Origin of the sequence: Curtobacterium sp. GC_Cur_3 (assembly GCF_026544205.1) — a bacterium.
GTDB lineage: Bacteria > Actinomycetota > Actinomycetes > Actinomycetales > Microbacteriaceae > Curtobacterium.
The window spans coordinates 58,235-73,884 of record NZ_JALNUI010000007.1; the positions used below are offsets into that span (position 1 = coordinate 58,235).

General features: G+C 71.4%; 18 protein-coding genes. 8 read left to right on the top strand and 10 right to left on the bottom strand.

Going from position 1 to position 15,650, the window contains the following annotated elements; translation table 11 throughout:
* Positions 1-3 precede the first annotated feature (3 nt).
* The 5 genes from OXR63_RS05240 to OXR63_RS05260 form a co-directional block, all read right to left on the bottom strand.
* Positions 4-900: a carbohydrate ABC transporter permease gene (locus OXR63_RS05240; RefSeq protein WP_267420567.1), complete on the bottom strand. Its 897-nt coding sequence runs from the start codon at positions 898-900 to the stop codon at positions 4-6.
* A 4-nt stretch (positions 901-904) separates the two neighbouring features.
* The gene (locus OXR63_RS05245) at positions 905-1,879 is read right to left on the bottom strand and encodes a carbohydrate ABC transporter permease (RefSeq protein ID WP_267420568.1); all 975 of its coding nucleotides are present in this window, start codon (positions 1,877-1,879) and stop codon (positions 905-907) included.
* A gap of 97 nt (positions 1,880-1,976) precedes the next feature.
* Positions 1,977-3,287 (bottom strand): ABC transporter substrate-binding protein, encoded by a 1,311-nt coding sequence (locus OXR63_RS05250; protein WP_267420570.1) that lies wholly within the window; start codon positions 3,285-3,287, stop codon positions 1,977-1,979.
* A gap of 119 nt (positions 3,288-3,406) precedes the next feature.
* Positions 3,407-4,465, bottom strand: a complete 1,059-nt coding sequence (locus tag OXR63_RS05255; protein ID WP_267420572.1) for a LacI family DNA-binding transcriptional regulator — start codon at positions 4,463-4,465, stop codon at positions 3,407-3,409.
* A gap of 120 nt (positions 4,466-4,585) precedes the next feature.
* Positions 4,586-5,185 (bottom strand): TetR/AcrR family transcriptional regulator, encoded by a 600-nt coding sequence (locus OXR63_RS05260; protein ID WP_267420573.1) that lies wholly within the window; start codon positions 5,183-5,185, stop codon positions 4,586-4,588.
* Positions 5,186-5,294: 109 nt separating this feature from the next.
* Between OXR63_RS05260 and OXR63_RS05265 the strand changes: the two genes are divergently transcribed.
* Positions 5,295-5,954: an NAD(P)-dependent oxidoreductase gene (locus OXR63_RS05265; RefSeq protein ID WP_267420574.1), complete on the top strand. Its 660-nt coding sequence runs from the start codon at positions 5,295-5,297 to the stop codon at positions 5,952-5,954.
* A gap of 98 nt (positions 5,955-6,052) precedes the next feature.
* Complete coding sequence (locus tag OXR63_RS05270; RefSeq protein WP_267420575.1) at positions 6,053-7,045, top strand: hypothetical protein; 993 nt, start codon at positions 6,053-6,055, stop codon at positions 7,043-7,045.
* A gap of 61 nt (positions 7,046-7,106) precedes the next feature.
* Here OXR63_RS05270 and OXR63_RS05275 read toward each other — a convergent pair whose 3' ends face one another.
* Positions 7,107-7,982: a cyclase family protein gene (locus OXR63_RS05275; RefSeq protein ID WP_267420576.1), complete on the bottom strand. Its 876-nt coding sequence runs from the start codon at positions 7,980-7,982 to the stop codon at positions 7,107-7,109.
* A gap of 137 nt (positions 7,983-8,119) precedes the next feature.
* Here OXR63_RS05275 and OXR63_RS05280 point away from each other — a divergent pair, with 137 nt between their 5' ends.
* Complete coding sequence (locus OXR63_RS05280; RefSeq protein WP_267420578.1) at positions 8,120-8,593, top strand: MarR family winged helix-turn-helix transcriptional regulator; 474 nt, start codon at positions 8,120-8,122, stop codon at positions 8,591-8,593.
* 6 nt (positions 8,594-8,599) lie between these two features.
* On the opposite strand, the gene OXR63_RS05285 is transcribed toward OXR63_RS05280, so the two are convergent.
* Positions 8,600-9,376, bottom strand: coding sequence for an alpha/beta fold hydrolase (locus OXR63_RS05285; protein ID WP_267420580.1), 777 nt, complete (start codon positions 9,374-9,376; stop codon positions 8,600-8,602).
* Between the two features lie 53 nt (positions 9,377-9,429).
* Here OXR63_RS05285 and OXR63_RS05290 point away from each other — a divergent pair, with 53 nt between their 5' ends.
* On the top strand, positions 9,430-9,843 hold the full coding sequence (locus OXR63_RS05290) for a MarR family winged helix-turn-helix transcriptional regulator (protein ID WP_267420581.1): 414 nt from the start codon (positions 9,430-9,432) through the stop codon (positions 9,841-9,843).
* A gap of 244 nt (positions 9,844-10,087) precedes the next feature.
* On the top strand, positions 10,088-10,888 hold the full coding sequence (locus OXR63_RS05295; protein WP_267420582.1) for a glycoside hydrolase family 16 protein: 801 nt from the start codon (positions 10,088-10,090) through the stop codon (positions 10,886-10,888).
* A gap of 102 nt (positions 10,889-10,990) precedes the next feature.
* Here OXR63_RS05295 and OXR63_RS05300 read toward each other — a convergent pair whose 3' ends face one another.
* Positions 10,991-11,470, bottom strand: coding sequence for a MarR family winged helix-turn-helix transcriptional regulator (locus OXR63_RS05300; RefSeq protein WP_267420584.1), 480 nt, complete (start codon positions 11,468-11,470; stop codon positions 10,991-10,993).
* 61 nt (positions 11,471-11,531) lie between these two features.
* On the opposite strand from OXR63_RS05300, the gene OXR63_RS05305 reads away from it, so the two are divergent.
* A complete protein-coding gene (locus OXR63_RS05305) occupies positions 11,532-11,900 on the top strand; it encodes a VOC family protein (protein ID WP_267420586.1) in 369 nt (122 codons plus the stop codon).
* 119 nt (positions 11,901-12,019) lie between these two features.
* Positions 12,020-12,970 carry a helix-turn-helix domain-containing protein gene (locus OXR63_RS18330; protein WP_267420588.1) on the top strand — a complete coding sequence of 317 codons (951 nt, stop codon included), beginning with the start codon at positions 12,020-12,022 and terminating at the stop codon, positions 12,968-12,970.
* A gap of 10 nt (positions 12,971-12,980) precedes the next feature.
* Here OXR63_RS18330 and OXR63_RS05315 read toward each other — a convergent pair whose 3' ends face one another.
* Positions 12,981-13,550 carry a GNAT family N-acetyltransferase gene (locus OXR63_RS05315; RefSeq protein WP_267420590.1) on the bottom strand — a complete coding sequence of 190 codons (570 nt, stop codon included), beginning with the start codon at positions 13,548-13,550 and terminating at the stop codon, positions 12,981-12,983.
* Between the two features lie 46 nt (positions 13,551-13,596).
* Here OXR63_RS05315 and OXR63_RS05320 point away from each other — a divergent pair, with 46 nt between their 5' ends.
* Positions 13,597-14,307, top strand: coding sequence for an NUDIX hydrolase (locus tag OXR63_RS05320; protein ID WP_374116068.1), 711 nt, complete (start codon positions 13,597-13,599; stop codon positions 14,305-14,307).
* Between the two features lie 691 nt (positions 14,308-14,998).
* On the opposite strand, the gene OXR63_RS05325 is transcribed toward OXR63_RS05320, so the two are convergent.
* Positions 14,999-15,646, bottom strand: a complete 648-nt coding sequence (locus tag OXR63_RS05325; RefSeq protein WP_267420591.1) for a hypothetical protein — start codon at positions 15,644-15,646, stop codon at positions 14,999-15,001.
* Positions 15,647-15,650 lie beyond the last annotated feature (4 nt).

A 15,650-nucleotide genomic window follows, 5' to 3' on the forward strand; every position in this document is an offset into this window, starting at 1 on the left:
GGGCTACTTGACCGCGCCGGCAGTGATGCCGCGGGTGAGGGTGCGTTGGAAGAAGAGGAAGAACAGCAGCGTCGGCAGGAGGGACAGCAGGGATCCGGCGTTGAGTTCGGTGATGTCGGTCGAGAGCTGGCCGCGGAGGGTCGACAGCGCGATGGGCACGGTCTGGTTCGCCGGGTCGGTGAGCATCACCACGGGGATGTAGAACTCGTTCCACGTCCAGATGAAGAAGAAGATCAGCAGCACCGAGAGGGTGGGCCGCATCACGGGGAACACCACCTGCCAGAGCACCTGCCAGCGGTTGGCACCGTCCAGCCGTGCTGCCTCGAGGAGGGACGGCGGGAAGGTGCCGAAGATGCTGCCGAGCAGGTAGGTCCCGAACGCGGACTGCAGCACCGCGAAGATGATGACGACGGACCAGATGGAGTCCCGCAGGCCCAGTGCCTGCGCACCGTGGAAGAGCGGGTAGATGATCGCTTCCTGCGGGAGCATCGTCGCGAACAGCAGGACGCCGGTGACGAGCGTCGCCCCGCGGACCTTGCCGACACCGATCGCGTACGAGGCGAAGAGGGAGATCAGCACGCCGATCACGGCGACCAGGAGCGAGATGGCGACGGAGTTCCAGAGCGCGAGCGGGAAGTCCACGTCCCGGAGGTACCGGCTGAACGCCGAGAGCGTCAGGTGGTCGGGGATCGAGAACGGCCCGTTCGCCGCGTAGTCGGACTGCGTGCGGAACGCCGTGAGCACGAGGACCAGGAACGGCGAGGCCATCACGACCCCCGTGAGGATCGCGATCCCGAGCACGATCCACCGGAGGGCACCGCGCTTCTGGGCCGAGCGGGGCTGACGTGGTGCCGGGGACGTCTGCTCCGCGGGTGGGCGGGTCTCGATGAGTGTGACCACGGGGTCAGCCCTCCAGGTTCCGGACGCTGCGGCGCTGCCACCAGAGCAGGACCGCGGCGATGATGAAGATGATGACGGTCAGCACGGTGGACAGCGCCGACCCGTAGCCGACGCGTGAGAGCTGGAAGAAGTTGAGGTACGAGTAGTACGAGGGCACGTACGTCGAGCTCTCCGGACCGCCGTTGGTGAGGATCAGGACCGGCGCGAACACCTTGAGCGCCCCCACGGTCGCCGTGAGGACGACGATGAACACCTCGGGCCGGATCTGCGGGATGCTGATCGCCCGGAAGCGGTGCCACCAGTTCGCGCCGTCCATCTCGGCTGCCTCGTGCAGTTCGGGATCCACACGTTGCAGGGCCGACATGAAGATGATGACCGGGTACCCGATCTGCCCCCAGACGAGCATCAGCATGATCGAGAAGAGCGCCAGCTTCGGGTCGCCCAGCCAGTCGGGTCCGTTCTGGATGCCCACGGCGGCCAGGATCGAGTTGATCGCGCCGCCCTGGGTGTTGAGGATCCAGCTCCAGACCACGCCGGCGACGGCGATCGGGACGATCTGGGGCAGGTAGTAGGTGGCGCGGAGCACCGATGCCGCGCGCGGACCGAACGTCCGGCCGAGGTAGTCGAACAGGACCGCCGCGAGGACCAGGCCGATGACGGTCGGGACCACGACGATCGCGATGATCATGAACGCCGTGTTCCGGAACGACTCCCAGAAGAGGTCGTCGTGGAGCAGGTCGGTGTAGTTGCCCAGTCCGTACCAGACCATCGGGGCCAGGCCGCCCTTCCACTGGAAGAAGCTGGTGTAGACGTTGACTGCGAACGGCACGAGCACGACGGCGGTGAACCCGACGATGATCGGGGCGAGGTACCACCAGTAGGAGACGCCGCGGGACGGCCGTCTGCGGGTCGGTGCCACGCGGGCGGTGGCGGCGCGGGAGGCGGAGCCACGGCTGCGGAGCGAGGTGTCTGAGGTCATCATTGTCCTTCGATGAGAACGAGCGGGTGCGCGGCCTGACGGTCGTGCCGGGGTGGGGTGGGCACCGATGCGGCACCCACCCCGCGAGCAGCGACGGCTAGCCGTTGACCTGCTTCTTGCCCTTGCTGTAGAACGCCTGCAGTTCCTTCGTGAACTCGTCGGCGGTCTTGGTCTTGTTGACCATCGCCTGCATGCCGGACTGCTGGAAGTCGAGCAGCCCGGGGACGGGGTAGTCCGGGAAGAACGAGATCTGGTCCTTGTCCACCACGTCGGCGAACTGCTGCGTGAGTGCCTTGGTCTGCGGGTCGCTGATGACCGAGGGGTCACCGGCGAGGGGCAGCCCCGCGCGCTTGCCGATGGCGTTCTGCACCTGCGAGCTCAGCGTCGTGTTGATCCAGTCGTAGGCGAGTTCCTTGTTGCCCGACTTGGTCGGCACGGCCCAGAGGTGCCCGGACGAGCCGGCGTTGAGGCTCGCGCCGGGGAGGGTGAAGGTGCCCCAGTCGAACTTCGCGTCTGCCTTGAAGCGGTTGAACGCGGCGGAGTCCTCGACGATCATCGGGCTCTTGCCGGACAGCCAGGTGGCGTCCATCTGGTCTCCGGTGACGCCGGCGAGCTTGCTGCCGAGGTAGCCCTTGTCGATCCACCGCTGGAACTGTTCGGTGCCCTCGGCGAAGGCCCCCGAGTCCAGGGAGGGACTGCCCTTGAGGAACATGTAGTCGTCGACCAGCTTCCGGTCGGCCTTCGCCGAGACGAGGCTGTACCAGGTCCAGAGCGCGCCGAACGCGTTCGCACCGCTCGCGACCGGGGTGGTGCCCTGGTCCTTGAACGTCTGCATGTCCCGCTCGAGCTCGTCCATCGTCGTCGGCGCCTCGGTGATGCCGGCCTTCGCGAAGGCGTCCTTGTTGTAGAACCAGACGATCACCTCGCCGATGTTCGGGACGCCGTACCAGCTGCCGGAACCGGCGTTGCCGTTCTGGTCGTACCGCGCGAGCGACGACATCGCGCCCTTCACCTTCTCGTCCCAGCCGTACTTCTTCACCTGCGGGTCCAGGTTCTCGATCAGGCCCTGCGATGCCAGCTGTCCGGCATCCGCGTTGCCCTTGTTCACCTCGACGACGTCGGGGACCTTGTTGCCCGTGAGGAGCAGCTTGGCGTTCTTCTGCATGTTGTCGAAGCTGGTGGACACGAGCTTCACGTCCACGTCCGGGTGCTTCTCCTTGAACGTGGTGACGGCGTCCCGCCACGACTGGTACTGGGCGGAGTCCTTGCTCTCGTACTGCCAGATCGTGAAGGTCTTGCCGTCGCCGCTGTCGCCGCCGGACGAGGCACAGCCGACGAGACCGACCCCGACCAGAGCCGTGGCGACGATCCCGGCGAGCAGGCGCCGAGCTGTTCGGGTGGTGCGCATGGTGGTGCTCCGTTCACTTCGTTGTGGTGGATGGCGCGCGACTGCGCGGAGACGCAGGCGCGACGAACCAGACCGGCGGTGTGGGCAGCCGGCTGGGAGACGGGGAGGACAGGGGACCGCTACGAGCGGGCGGTCCGGGCTCCGGAGGTGACGGTGACGTCCGCCGGTGGACCGACCGAGCCGCGCTCGACGAGCTCGCACGCCTGACGGTGGTGGGAGGGGTCGGCGGTGTCGCCGTCGATGCGTTCGATGGCGCGCCGTGCCGCCCACTCGCCCATCGCGCGGTGCGGGAGCTGCACCGTGGTCAGGCCGGGGTCGAGCGCGTCGGCGACGTAGTGCTGGTTGTCGAAACCGACGACGGACAGGGCCTCGGGGATGCCGATGCCGAGCCGCTGCGCGACCTGGTAGAAGCCGAACGCGAGCTGGTCCCCGAAGCAGAACACGGCGGTCGGCCGGTCGGTCCTGCCCAGCAGCTCCGCGGCGACGGGTCGCGCGGCCGCCGTGGTGCTGTCGGATGCGGCGACGACCAGACGCTCGTCGAACGGCAGCCCCGCAGCGTGGAGGGCGTCGAGGTACCCCTGGAACCGCTGGTGTGCAGCGGGCACGTCCTCGGCGACCCCGCAGTACGCGATCCGCCGGTGACCGGCGTCGATCAGGTGCCGGACAGCGCCCTCCGCTCCCCCGCGCTCGTCCGGGACGACCCAGTCGGCCCGGGACTCCGGGTCGGACGGAAGCCCGTCGAGGACGATGAGCGGGATCCGGTCCGGAACCACCGGGAGGTCGACCGCGCGGTGCCAGGCGGCGGCGTACACGAGCGCGTCGACGTTGCGCTGCACGAGGCTGCGGACGGCCACGCGCTCCTGCGCCGCGTCGCCGTCGGTGTCGATGAGCAGCAGCAGGAAGCTCTCCGACTGTGCGACGCGTTCCGCACCGCCCAGCATCGAGCTGGCGAACGGGGCACTCGCCACCTGGTCCGAGAGCAGCCCGATCGTGTGCGTCCGTCGCGTCCGGAGGCCTCGTGCCATGAGGTCCGGGACGTACCCGAGCTCATCGGCGACCTGTCGGACGTGCGCGCTGAGCGCGGGACGGATGCGCCCCTCGTCGAGCCCGTTGAGCACGAGCGAGACCGTGGAGGCGGACACTCCGGCTTTCGCAGCGACGTCGCGCAGGGTCAGCATGAGGCCTCCTTCCGGTGATCGACGCTCGGTGTCAATCGGTTGACGTGGACGTTATGGCGTCAAGAACGTTGACACCACACCGTTACCCGACCGTGATGTTGCGGGTCGTCCGCCGCGGGATCAGCGCCGCGCGACGACCGCATGGCCGAGCTCGGAGTCGAGCAGCATCGCCATCGCCGCGGTCACCAGGACGTCACCCTGGGCACGGGCGATCCGACCGGACGCGACGAGCGCCGCGATCCCCTGCATGGTCGCGCCGAAGAGCATCGTGAAGGTGTCACGTGACCCGTCCGCCACGGAGGGGCCCGCTGGACCCATCACGTCGTCGAGCGCCGCGAACAACCGGCCGGCTGCCTCCTGCACGGCCCCGGGTCGTGCGCTCGTCTTGGCGGCGAACATCAGCTCCATCAGCGCGGCGTCCTCGATCGCGAAGTCGACGTAGGCCTGTGCGACGCGGTCGAAGCCGACACGAGCGGACTCGGCGCCGTCGAGAGCGGAGCGCACCGCTCGCGTCAGCCGGTCGAACCCCTGCTCGGCGAGCGCGTCGAGCAGGGCCTGACGGTCGATGAAGTGGCTCCGCGGTGCGCCGTGGCTGACACCGGCCTGGCGGGCGAGCTCACGGAGCGACAGGCCCTCGGACCCGGCGGTGCGGAGCATGACCTCGGCCTGTTCGAGCAGGACGGCCCGCAGGTTCCCGTGGTGGAACGGCCGCGTCGTCATGGACACAGCCTACGAGGATGTAGGCATTGACTCCTTTCTAGACACTGACTAGTTTGAGGACGAGGGTCAACACCGGCCCTTCCCCGCACGATCGACGACAGGACGACCCATGGACCAGCAGAAGACCTTCCTGGTGTTCGGGGGCACCGGACAGACCGGACAGCACTTCCTCCGGCTCGCCCTGGAACAGGGGCATCGCGTGCGCGCCCTCGCCAGGACCCCCGCGAAGCTCACCCGGACACACCCCGACCTCGAGGTCGTCGCCGGGTCGGTCACCGGCGACCTCGACCTCGATGCGCTCCTCGACGGGACCGACGCGGTCGTGGCGATGCTCGGCGACGTCGTGGCGCAGCGCGACCGGCAGGTCAACACGGAGTTCGTCCGCCGACTCGTCCCGGCCATGCGGCGCCAGGGCGTCTCCCGCTTCCTCTACCAGGCGGGCGGGCTGAGCGCCCCTCCCGGCGAGCGCCTGCCCCCGGTGCTCCGGGCGGTCCGCGCCACGATCGCGCGCGGGTACATCGGGCAGCACGAGGACAACGAGGCGGTCATGCGGTACCTGAGCGCCGAGGCCGACGACCTGGAGTGGATGGTGCACCGCGCGGGCATCGGCTCCGACGGCCAGTCGAAGGGCACGCTCCACCGGTCTGCCAAGCGGATGAGCATCGGCACGTTCTCCGACTGCGCTGACTACACACTCCGCACCGTGCTCGACGACTCCGCCGTCCACACCTGCGACCCGAGCAGCTACCACTCGGCGAGCGCCGACTGACCTGCTGCGGCCGTTGCGCGGAACCGCACGGTTCCGTCCAACCGGTCGTTCCGGGTGGAAGCTGGTCCGGGCACCCCGATCCGCCCGGAGGAACAGCGATGCGCGTCGTGGTCTACGTCCTGATGATCGTCATGGCGACAGCACTCACCCTCGGTGCCGTGTTGCTGATCGTGTTCACCTTCGCGGACGCAGGTCGAGCGCTCCGGATCGCCTCGGTGGCCACGGCACCGTTCCTCGTCATGGGTCCGGTCGTCATCGGTGCTCTTGCCGGGTACTGGGACCACCGGGCCTCACGGGAGAGCCGGCGCCTCCTCCGGTGGTGGTTCATCGGCGTGGCGGCGATCGACGTCGTCGCAGCGGTGTTCATCGTGCTGGCGGCGCTGTCCGCCCGGGCGCCCGTCTGGGTCCCGACGCTGCTCGTCGTCGGCGGCGCGGTCCTCCTCGGCGTGGCGCGTCCCCTCGGCGCCGTGTTCCGGCGGACAGAACCCCCGATGGTTGCCGTTCCTGACCGTGCAGCTCTGGAGACGCCGGCGATCCGGCGCGCAGTCCGCACCATCGTCGTGACGTTCGTCGTCTCCGCCGTCCTGGCATCCATCGGCGCGGCAGTGCTCATGACGCTCGGTCGCCGCGATGCGGACCACGTCGTCCAGTCCGTGCTCCTCGCCGGACAGCTGACCTTCACCGCGACCGCGATGGCGGCGGTCATCGTCTCGCTGCCCCTCAACGGCGCGCTCCGCGACACGGGCGGACGCGACATCGGGCGGCTGCGTCGGTTCGCGAAGGTCGTGCTGCGGGGCAAGCCCGTCCCGCTCGACGACGTCGAGATGCAGGGGTCGGTCGAGTACGCGCGGGTGGTCCCGCTCGTCCTGCGGTTCCAGCTCGTCTTCATCGGGCTGCTCTACGCCGGGATCGCCTTCCAGTTCGTGTCCTCCGCACTCCGCGGGGACGCGTACGCGTCCGTCGTCCTCGTGGGCCTGGTCCTCGTCCTCGTCCTCGTGGTGCCGTTGACCCTTCGACGGATCGGCCGCGCACGCCGGTACTCGCAGCGGCACGGACACTCCGCGGACAGCCGCAGCGTCGTCTCCAGCTGACGACGGACGGCCGCAGAACCGGTCGACGCCAGCATCCGGACGCGAGGACCCGGACGATGGTTCAGAAGACCGCGAGCGGATTCACCGGGACGCCGGTCAGGCCACCGATCCGGGGCGGGGCGACCACGAGCATGAACGCCGTGCGGCCGACCTCCGCACAGACTGCGGCGAGTTCCTCGACCGCGACGCCGTCGACGAGCGCCATGCCGAGCCGTGCGAGTCCGACCATGTGGAGCGGCATCGGCACGTCCGAGTCGAGCGGCGGGAAGCTGTCACCGACGTCACCGGCCCAGACCGACACGTCGCGGTCGTGCAACCACCGGACGGCGTCGACCGTGACTCCGGGGCCCTGCTCGTCCGCGTCCCACCGGAACGTCCATCCCGTCCGGACGACGAGCGCGTCCCCCGGTTCGACCTGGACGCCACCGCGGGCCTCCGCCGCGTCGAGGTCGTCGGCGGTGATCGGATGCGCCGACGGCAGCCTTCCGCCAGGAGCCAGGTCGAGCAGCACGCCGCGGGTGACGATGCCCGCGGCGAAGGCCGAGGTGGAGCCGTGGGTGACGATCCCGCCCGTCACGGCCTCGCCGAGCGGGACCGTCGGGAAGACGACGCCGTCGACCGGCATGTGGACCAGGGCGTCGATGTGGGTCAGAGCCGGGTGGTGCGGCGTCACGGTGATCACCTCTGCCATGCCCATCGGCGGCGTACCGGTGTGCAGGAGTGCCTGCTGCACCGGTGGGGACGGGGGCGACGGGGGCGCGAACGGTCCGCCGAGCATCGATGCGGGATCCGTCGGCAGGGCGAGGGAGACCCACCGCCCGACCTGGACCGCCGCGGCTGCGCCGGCTCGAGCGGCGTCGTCGACGAGGTTGAGGGCACCGAGCTCGTCGGCGTCGCCCCATCGGCCGCGGTTGTCGGGGAGCTGTGTGGAGGTCATGTCGATCGTCCTGTCGATTCGTGGTCCTGGTGGAGTTCGGGCATGCTCCAGAGGAGGACTCGGGAAGCAGGTTCCTGCAGGCTACGCCGAGAAGCAGGTTCCTGCTTGTGAATGATCGACAGGACGAAGGGGCATCGATGGACGCGGACACCCGTGACGGGCTCGACCTCGTGTTGGGATGGAACGCCGTGAAGGTCGGACGGGTCATCGGCGCCCGGATCACCGCCGGCCTCGCGGACCACGGCATCGGCCTGGTGCAGTTCGGCGTGCTCTCCTGCCTGGCCCACGGCGCCGCGCTGACCTCCGCCGAGATCGCGCGGGCGGTCTTCGTCCGACCCCAGAGCATGGCGCAGGTCCTGGACGGCATGGAGGAGCAGGGGCTGATCCGCCGCGAGAGCGCCCGTTCGAAGGGACGCAGGAACCCGGTGCAGCTCACCGTCGAGGGCGAGCAGGCCCTCGAGAAGGCCCTCTCAATCGCGCTCGCCAGCAACGACCTGACGAGCCTGGGGCTCGACCGCGCCGAGAGCGATCGACTCAACGACCTGCTGCTCACCGTCATCCGTGCCGCCGAGGAGAACCCCGAGCAGCACGCCTACCGCACCCCCAGCTGACCCGCGTCACACCCGCCGCAGGAACGGATCGACGACCGCCCACGTGGCCTCGGGCGCCTCGAGGTGCGGCAGGTGCCCAGCAGCCGGCACCTCGGCGAACTCGGCTCCCGGGACGGCGGCAGCCACGGCGCGTCCGTACGCGGGGGTGACGACACGGTCGCTCGCGCCGGCGACCACGAGGGTCGGCACCCGGACACCACCGAGCCGGGCGAGCAGCGTCGGGTCGCTCATCCCCCGGCCGGCGACGGCAGCCATGGCGGCACCGTTCGACCGCTGCACGGCGCGCTGCTCGTCCGTGAAGCCGGCGGGGTCCCGGTACCCGCGCTGCGGGTCGTGCCAGGCGACCTCGGCGAGCCCGCGGGCGTCGAGCGCGAAGAAGTCGGCGATCGGCTCACCCTCGACGACCGCCCCGACGCCGTCGATGTCGACCACGGCGCCGACCACGCCCGCGTACCGGTCGTCAGCGGCGGCCTGCACTGCCATCTCAAGCGCGATCCAGCCGCCGATCGATGACCCGACCAGCACCGCGTCCTGCACGCCGTCGGCCAGCAGCCGGTCGAGGTAGGCCGTGGCGAGGGCGGCGACGGAGTCGATGTCCGCGGGTCGGGAGGTGCCGTTCCAGCCCGGGTGGGTCGGCGCGAGCACGTGGAACGCCGGCGCCAGGTGGCCGACGACGGGAGCGACGGTCTGCGGGCCACCGCCACCGTGCAGCACGAGTGCGACGCGGGCGGTGGGCTCGCCGGCCTGGAGGACCTGCAGGTCGTCGGGGAGGGAGATGGTCATGGTGGTCATCCTGTCTCAACATGTTTATGTACGGGTGTTGATACGGTAGCACCGTGACGACCGATCTCGAAGCACTCGGCCAACTGGTGAAGCGGGCGCAGTACCGCAACCACCGGACGATGGACGCCGCCCTGCGAGACGTCGGGGTGTCGCTCGTGCAGTGGGACGCCCTGCGCGCCGTCGACCGGATGCCGTCCGCGTCCGGTCACGACCTGGCCGTCGCGACCTTCCAGAGCGACCAGGCCTTCGGCACGCTCGCGAACCGCCTGGTCGACCGCGGGCTCGTCACCCGGACGGCCGGCCGTGGTCGACGGATCGAGCACACCCTCACGGACGAGGGCCGCGCGGCGCTGGCAGGTGGCCAGGCGGTGGCGGTTGAGGTGCTCGACGAGCTGTTCGCACCGCTGTCGGAAGGCGAGCGCTCCTCCCTCTCCCGCCTCCTCGAGACCCTCACCGCGAGCGCCTGACGCACCCGGGGCCATCCGGAGTTCAGACGCCGGTTCCCGTGATCACCCCCCGAACGGGGCACAGATGATGCATGATGTCCGGGGACGCGTCACCGAACCACCGTGCACCACCCAGCACTGCGGACGCGTTCCACCCACCCCAACCCGCGCCGAGCCCATTCAGGGAGCCCGACATCTCCATGCCAAGCACGTGCACGCCCAAGCGGGGCACATCCCCCATGACCCTCACTGAACGGAAGACCCGATGAACCGTCGACACCGCGGCCTCCTCGTCGCCATCACCGCTGGCGCCCTCATCCTCAGCGCCCCCACGGCCGCCTCCGCCGCCACCTGGAACGGCTGGTGGGGCGGAAAGGGTCGCTGGCAGCCGCCGGTGACCGCACCGACCCCCGCGCCGGCCCCGGTCGCCGACACCGGCTCCGACTCCTCGGCGCCGGCCGCCTCGTTCGTCGAGGACTTCAACGACTCCGCCGCCACCGGCCTGGTCGCCCAGGCCTACAAGCAGGCCTGGCAGCCCTACCCGGACGGCACCTCGGGCATCTACGCCCCGAGCAAGACCGTCTCGGTGCACGACGGCGTCATGGACGTCCAGCTCGGCGGCGCCGGCACGGCCGGCACCTTCGGCACCTTCGCCAAGGCGTGGGGCCACGTCGGCGGTTCGTTCTCCGTCCGCGCGAAGGCGACGGGCGGCGACGGCAACGGCGCGGCGTTCATGCTGTGGCCGACCTCCGGCATCTGGTCGGACGGGGAGATCGACTTCCCCGAGGGCAACTTCGACGAGAGCCCGTCCGCCTACCACCACTCCATGACCCCGGGTCAGGAGTCGAACCGCGTGCAGCTCGGCACGGGCGTCTCATGGCGTGACTGGCACACCTACAAGATCGACTGGGTCCCCGGACAGTCCGTCACGTACAGCGTCGACGGCCGCGTCCTGGACACCATCACGCACGACGTGCCGTGGACCCCGCACCGCTTCATGTTCCAGACGGGCAACTGGGGCCAGTCCGGCAACCTGCTCATCGACTGGGTCTCCACCACCGAGTGACCGGCTCCGGACCGGGGTGACCCGGTCCGGACCACACTCCGGCCCCACCACGGGGCAGACGGGAGGCACGGTGCCAGCTGGCACCGTGCCTCCCGTTCGTCGTCAGTCACGTCCCGTCACCGTGGGCACGTCCCGGGGGCCCGACCGCAGCGCGCGCACCATGCTGCGCAGCAGCCGGAGGGCCTGGGCCCGGTCGTCCGCGCTCAGGCCGTCGAGCATCCGCACCTCGACGGAGCGCACCGCGGCGGTCGCGGCCGCCAGACGCGTCCGGCCGACCTCGGTGAGCCGCGTGGGCAGGGCCTTGCCGACGGGCGCCTCGGCGGCACGGGTCACGGAGCCGTCGCGCTCGAGGGCCTGCAGCAGCACGTTCATCGACTGCCGGGTCACGAAGGCGCCACGCGCCAGCTCGGAGTTCGACAGGCCGGGGCGCTGCGCGAGGAGCTCCAGGCACGAGTAGTGCGTGATCGTCATGCCGAGTGGTCGGAGCACGGCCTCCATCGCGGTGCGGAGGGCACTGGCCGCCTCCTTCAGCAGGTACCCGAGGGAGGTGTCGAGGTCGATCCCGTCGCCGTCTTGACTCATGTCAGGATTCTGACATAGATTGCTCCGTGTCAGAAGACTGACACACAACGAAGGAGCACCAATGCCCGTCACCGGCCCCGACTTCATCTCCCTGCAGGTCCGCGACCTCGACGCCTCCCAGGCGTTCTACGAGCGCCACCTCGGCCTGGTCCGCTCACCCGCCGGGCCGCCGCACGCCGTCGTGTTCACGACGACGCCGATCGCCTTCGCCCTGCGCGACGTCGTGCCGGGCACCGACCTCGACGCCGTCCCCCAGCCGGGCATCGGAGCCGCGCTCTGGCTCCACGCGACCGACGTGCAGGCCATCCACGACGCCCTGGTGGCGGACGGCCGGACGATCGTCGCCGACCCGATCGACGGCCCTTTCGGCCGGACCTTCACCTTCGCGGACCCCGACGGGTACCACGTGACGCTCCACGACCGCGCCTGACCCGACGGGGCGACCGCGGGTCGTCCAGTCGGGCCGTCCGGCTCTGACCGTGTGAATGTCCGATTCCGGAAGCCGCGTGTCCGCTTGCAGGACGGCTCGGTTCCGGTGAAGATCGACCCGTGGCAGAACTCGTGCGTCGGACCCGGCGCGAGACCCGCACCCGGGACCGCCGGGTCGCGGCGGCGACCGTGATGCGGGACGACGTGACCCGAGGCCTGCTGGTCGAGGGTCGTGAGTCGTCGTTCGCCTTCGAGGACCGCACCCGCGGCACGCACCTGCTGTCGCTCGGCTCGTGCAGCTGCTCCGGCGTGGTATCCGGCGAGATCGCACCGGACAACGCGATGACGCTGATCTGGCTGAAGTCCGGCCGCGGGCACCTCGACGGCGACCTGATGACGATCGGCCGTCCGACGCTGCTCCGCGCCGACTCGCAGCCGTTCCGGTGGGAGTCGTTCCAGAAGGACGTCATGCGCATCGACCGGGCCACGGTCGAGGCCGTCGCGGCCGAACGTGGCGACTGGGAACCCGGTCCGCTGGTGTTCAAGCCCCGCCACGTCCCGGAGGGCCCCGCCCTCGCCGCCTGGTGGCTGATGGTCCGGACCGTCGCCGCCGAGGTGCTGAACGGTCCGGACGAGGTCCCGCTCGAACGCGAACAGGAGCTCACCCGGTTCGCCGCGGGCGGCCTCCTGACGGCGATCCCGCACTGGCCCGTCGGACAGCACGAGCCTCCGCAGACCGCCGCCAGCGCCCGGTTCGCCCGCGCCGAGTCCTTCCTGCTCGAGAACGCCACCGAACAGATCACCGTGGCCGACGTCGCCGCGGCCGCGGGTCTGAGCGTGCGGGGACTGCAAGACACGTTCCAGCGGCACCACGGCATCGCCCCGCTGACGTACCTGCGCGGGATCCGCCTGCTCCTGGCGCGCGAGCACCTGCAGACCGAACCCACGGTGAGCGTGGCGGAGGTCGCTCGGGCCGCGGGCTTCGCGCACCTCGGTCGGTTCGCCGCGGCCTACCGCGCCGAGTTCGGGGAGCTTCCACGGCAGACCCGGCAGGCGGCGCAGGAGGCCTGACGGCGGACGGTCACACCGTGGCGCGCATCACCCACCGCCACTTGGCGATGCGCCGGTCACGGGTGAACCCGAACTGCGTGAAGAGCTCCTCCGGCCCCGTGTGGAGGTACGCGCCACGCTGCGGAGGCCGTTCGGCGGTCTGCTCCGGGTAGGCCTCGACGACCCCGCCGCCGGCGGCGCGGATCTCGGCGAGCGCCGTCGTCACCGCGGCACGCGCGACACCGTGCCCGCGGTGCCGGGACTCGACGAAGACGCAGCCGATGCGCCAGTCCGGGGCGACCACGGCCTCCCGGTCGTAGGCCTTGCGGTTCTGGATCGTGGGCAGCTCTGCGGGACGGCCGAACTGGCACCAGCCGACGGCGACACCGTCGGCGTAGACGAGGACCTGGTGGTTCGTGCCGGCGCGGACGTGCCGGTGCTTCGCCTCCTCGTTGGGGGTGTCCGGGTCCGCCCGCACCTGGGCCGCGTCCGGGTGGAAGCCGATGCACCAGCAGCCGCCCCAGATCCCGTTGCTGCGGGTCACGAGCGCCTGGAAGTCCGGCCAGGTCTCCTCCGTGAGCAACCGCGTCGTGTACGCCATGCCCCGATGATGCGCCTGCCCGGTGCAGCGTGCATAGGCTGCTGTGGTGACTGAGACGAGTCGGGCGACGGACGACGTGACGAGCGCCAGGGCGGAGCTGGCCGCGGTCCTCGACTCCGCCGGCAGTGAGCCGCTGGTCGCCGGGCTCCCCGCAGCCGTGTCGCCGCGTCAGGCCGCGGTGCTCATCCTCTTCGGGGTGCTCGACGGTGTGCCGAGCGACCGTGCGGACGCCGCCGTGTCGCGGGACCTCGACGTCCTGCTGCTCTCCCGTGCGACCACGCTGCGCGCCCACCCCGGCGAGGTCGCGTTCCCCGGCGGCCGCGTGGACCCCGGCGACCGCGACCCCGTGGCTGCCGCCCTGCGCGAGGCCCGCGAGGAGACCGGCCTGGACCCCTCCGGCGTCGACGTGCTCGGCACGCTGCCGGCCGTCCCGCTCGCGTTCTCACGGCACCTGGTCTCGCCGGTGCTCGGGTGGTGGCGGGACCCGTCGCCCGTGCGGGTCGTGGACGAGGCCGAGTCGGCGGCGGTCTTCCGCGCGCCCGTGGCCGACCTGCTCGACCCCGCTCACCGCGGCGTCACCGTGATCCGGCGCGACGGGCAGGAGTGGCGCGGGGCGGCCTTCACGGTGGACACCGACGCCGGGTCGCACGTGGTGTGGGGCTTCACGGCGTCGCTGCTCGACGCGCTGTTCGACCGGGCCGGGTGGACGGAGCCCTGGGACCGGGAGCGCGAGGTGCCGCTGCCCGCTGCGCGGTGAGCGCGGCGGGCGCGGCGCGGGGCGGGCGCGGCGCGGCCGGCGCGGCCGGCGCTGAGACTCGGCCATGTGGACACCGCGCGGCACGCGAGCGGCACGATCTGCCCGCTGAGCCGAGTCTCGGCAGCCGGTCACGGGCCGGACGGGAGGCTCGGTGCCGGACGTGCGCCGGGCCTCCCGTCCGGCGGGTGGTTGCGTCCGCGGCCGCGGCCGCAGGGCCGCCGTGGCCGAGACTCGGCCGTGCGGACACCGCACGGCACGCGAGCGGCACGATCTGCCCGCTGAGCCGAGTCTCGGCAGCCGGCAACGGGCCGGACGGGAGGCTCGGTGCCGGACGTGCGCCGAGCCTCCCGTCCGGCGGGTGGTTGCGTCCGCGGCCCGTGGCCGCCGCGGCCGAGACTCGGCCATGCGGACATCACGCGGCATGCGCGGGGCGCGATCTGCCCGCTGAGCCAAGTCTCGGCAGCCAGCCGCGGGCCGGACGGGAGGCTCGGTGCAGGACGCGCGCCGAGCCTCCCGTCCGGCCGTGGTCGCGTCCGCGGCGACTGCGCCTCGGCCCCGCCCGACGGGCAGAAGCGACATGCTGCGGGCGGATGCGCCGCGCAGATGGCCGTACGGTGTTGCCGGATGCGGGCGCATGGACGCAGACGGCCGGACCGTGTCGCTTCCGTCGGCACGCGCACGACGGTCAGAGTCAGCGAGGCTGGGCCGGGCGCAGCGCGCGGAGCACCCGCGCGAGGACCTGCAGCTTCGCCGCCGCGATGCCCGACGGCCGGCCGAGGGCACCCCGCGGGGCGAGCACGACGTGGCCGCGGTCGATCGCGAACCACAGGCCGTAGTCCTCGTCCACGCCGCCGCGCACCCGGTGGGTCGCGACGTCGATGCGGCGGATGCGCTCCCACGGGAGGTCGTGGACAGGCCGGTCGTCGCGGGAGGACCAGCCGTGGAGGCCCTCGGCGTCGACGGTCCAGAGCACGGGCGCCGGGTCCGGGAGCTCGTCGGGCTCCCGGATGACCGGCGCCGTCACCGGCAGGTGGAAGGCCACCGGGGTGCCCGCACGGCGGATCCGCGCCAGGACACGACGATCACGGCGGGAGGCCCACCATGCGGCGACGCCCGCGGCGGGACCCGCGACCACGAGGGCCGGCGGGACGAGCACGAGCAGCCCGGCGCGTCTGGTCTGGTCCCAGAAGTCCGCGATCCACTCGAGGTGCAGGGCCTCGGCCCAGAGCAGCAGGGCACCGACGAGCGACAGGGCGAGGAGCCCGAGCACGAGTCCGCGAACGGGTGGGACCTCGCCGTCGCGGAGCCGGCGTACCCACGGTTCGGCGCTGTCGTCCACCTGC

Bases quoted from the DNA above. Each gene is read 5' to 3' on its own strand.
- OXR63_RS05275 (WP_267420576.1), bottom strand. From the start codon at position 7,982: ATGACCTCCACACAGCTCCCCGACAACCGCGGCCGATGGGGCGACGCC.
- OXR63_RS05305 (WP_267420586.1), top strand. From the start codon at position 11,532: ATGCCCGTCACCGGCCCCGACTTCATCTCCCTGCAGGTCCGCGACCTC.
- OXR63_RS05270 (WP_267420575.1), top strand. From the start codon at position 6,053: ATGCGCGTCGTGGTCTACGTCCTGATGATCGTCATGGCGACAGCACTC.
- OXR63_RS05245 (WP_267420568.1), bottom strand. From the start codon at position 1,879: ATGACCTCAGACACCTCGCTCCGCAGCCGTGGCTCCGCCTCCCGCGCC.
- OXR63_RS05300 (WP_267420584.1), bottom strand. From the start codon at position 11,470: ATGAGTCAAGACGGCGACGGGATCGACCTCGACACCTCCCTCGGGTAC.
- OXR63_RS05250 (WP_267420570.1), bottom strand. From the start codon at position 3,287: ATGCGCACCACCCGAACAGCTCGGCGCCTGCTCGCCGGGATCGTCGCC.
- OXR63_RS05315 (WP_267420590.1), bottom strand. From the start codon at position 13,550: ATGGCGTACACGACGCGGTTGCTCACGGAGGAGACCTGGCCGGACTTC.
- OXR63_RS05265 (WP_267420574.1), top strand. From the start codon at position 5,295: ATGGACCAGCAGAAGACCTTCCTGGTGTTCGGGGGCACCGGACAGACC.
- OXR63_RS05255 (WP_267420572.1), bottom strand. From the start codon at position 4,465: ATGCTGACCCTGCGCGACGTCGCTGCGAAAGCCGGAGTGTCCGCCTCC.
- OXR63_RS05295 (WP_267420582.1), top strand. From the start codon at position 10,088: ATGAACCGTCGACACCGCGGCCTCCTCGTCGCCATCACCGCTGGCGCC.
- OXR63_RS05285 (WP_267420580.1), bottom strand. From the start codon at position 9,376: ATGACCATCTCCCTCCCCGACGACCTGCAGGTCCTCCAGGCCGGCGAG.
- OXR63_RS05260 (WP_267420573.1), bottom strand. From the start codon at position 5,185: ATGACGACGCGGCCGTTCCACCACGGGAACCTGCGGGCCGTCCTGCTC.
- OXR63_RS05280 (WP_267420578.1), top strand. From the start codon at position 8,120: ATGGACGCGGACACCCGTGACGGGCTCGACCTCGTGTTGGGATGGAAC.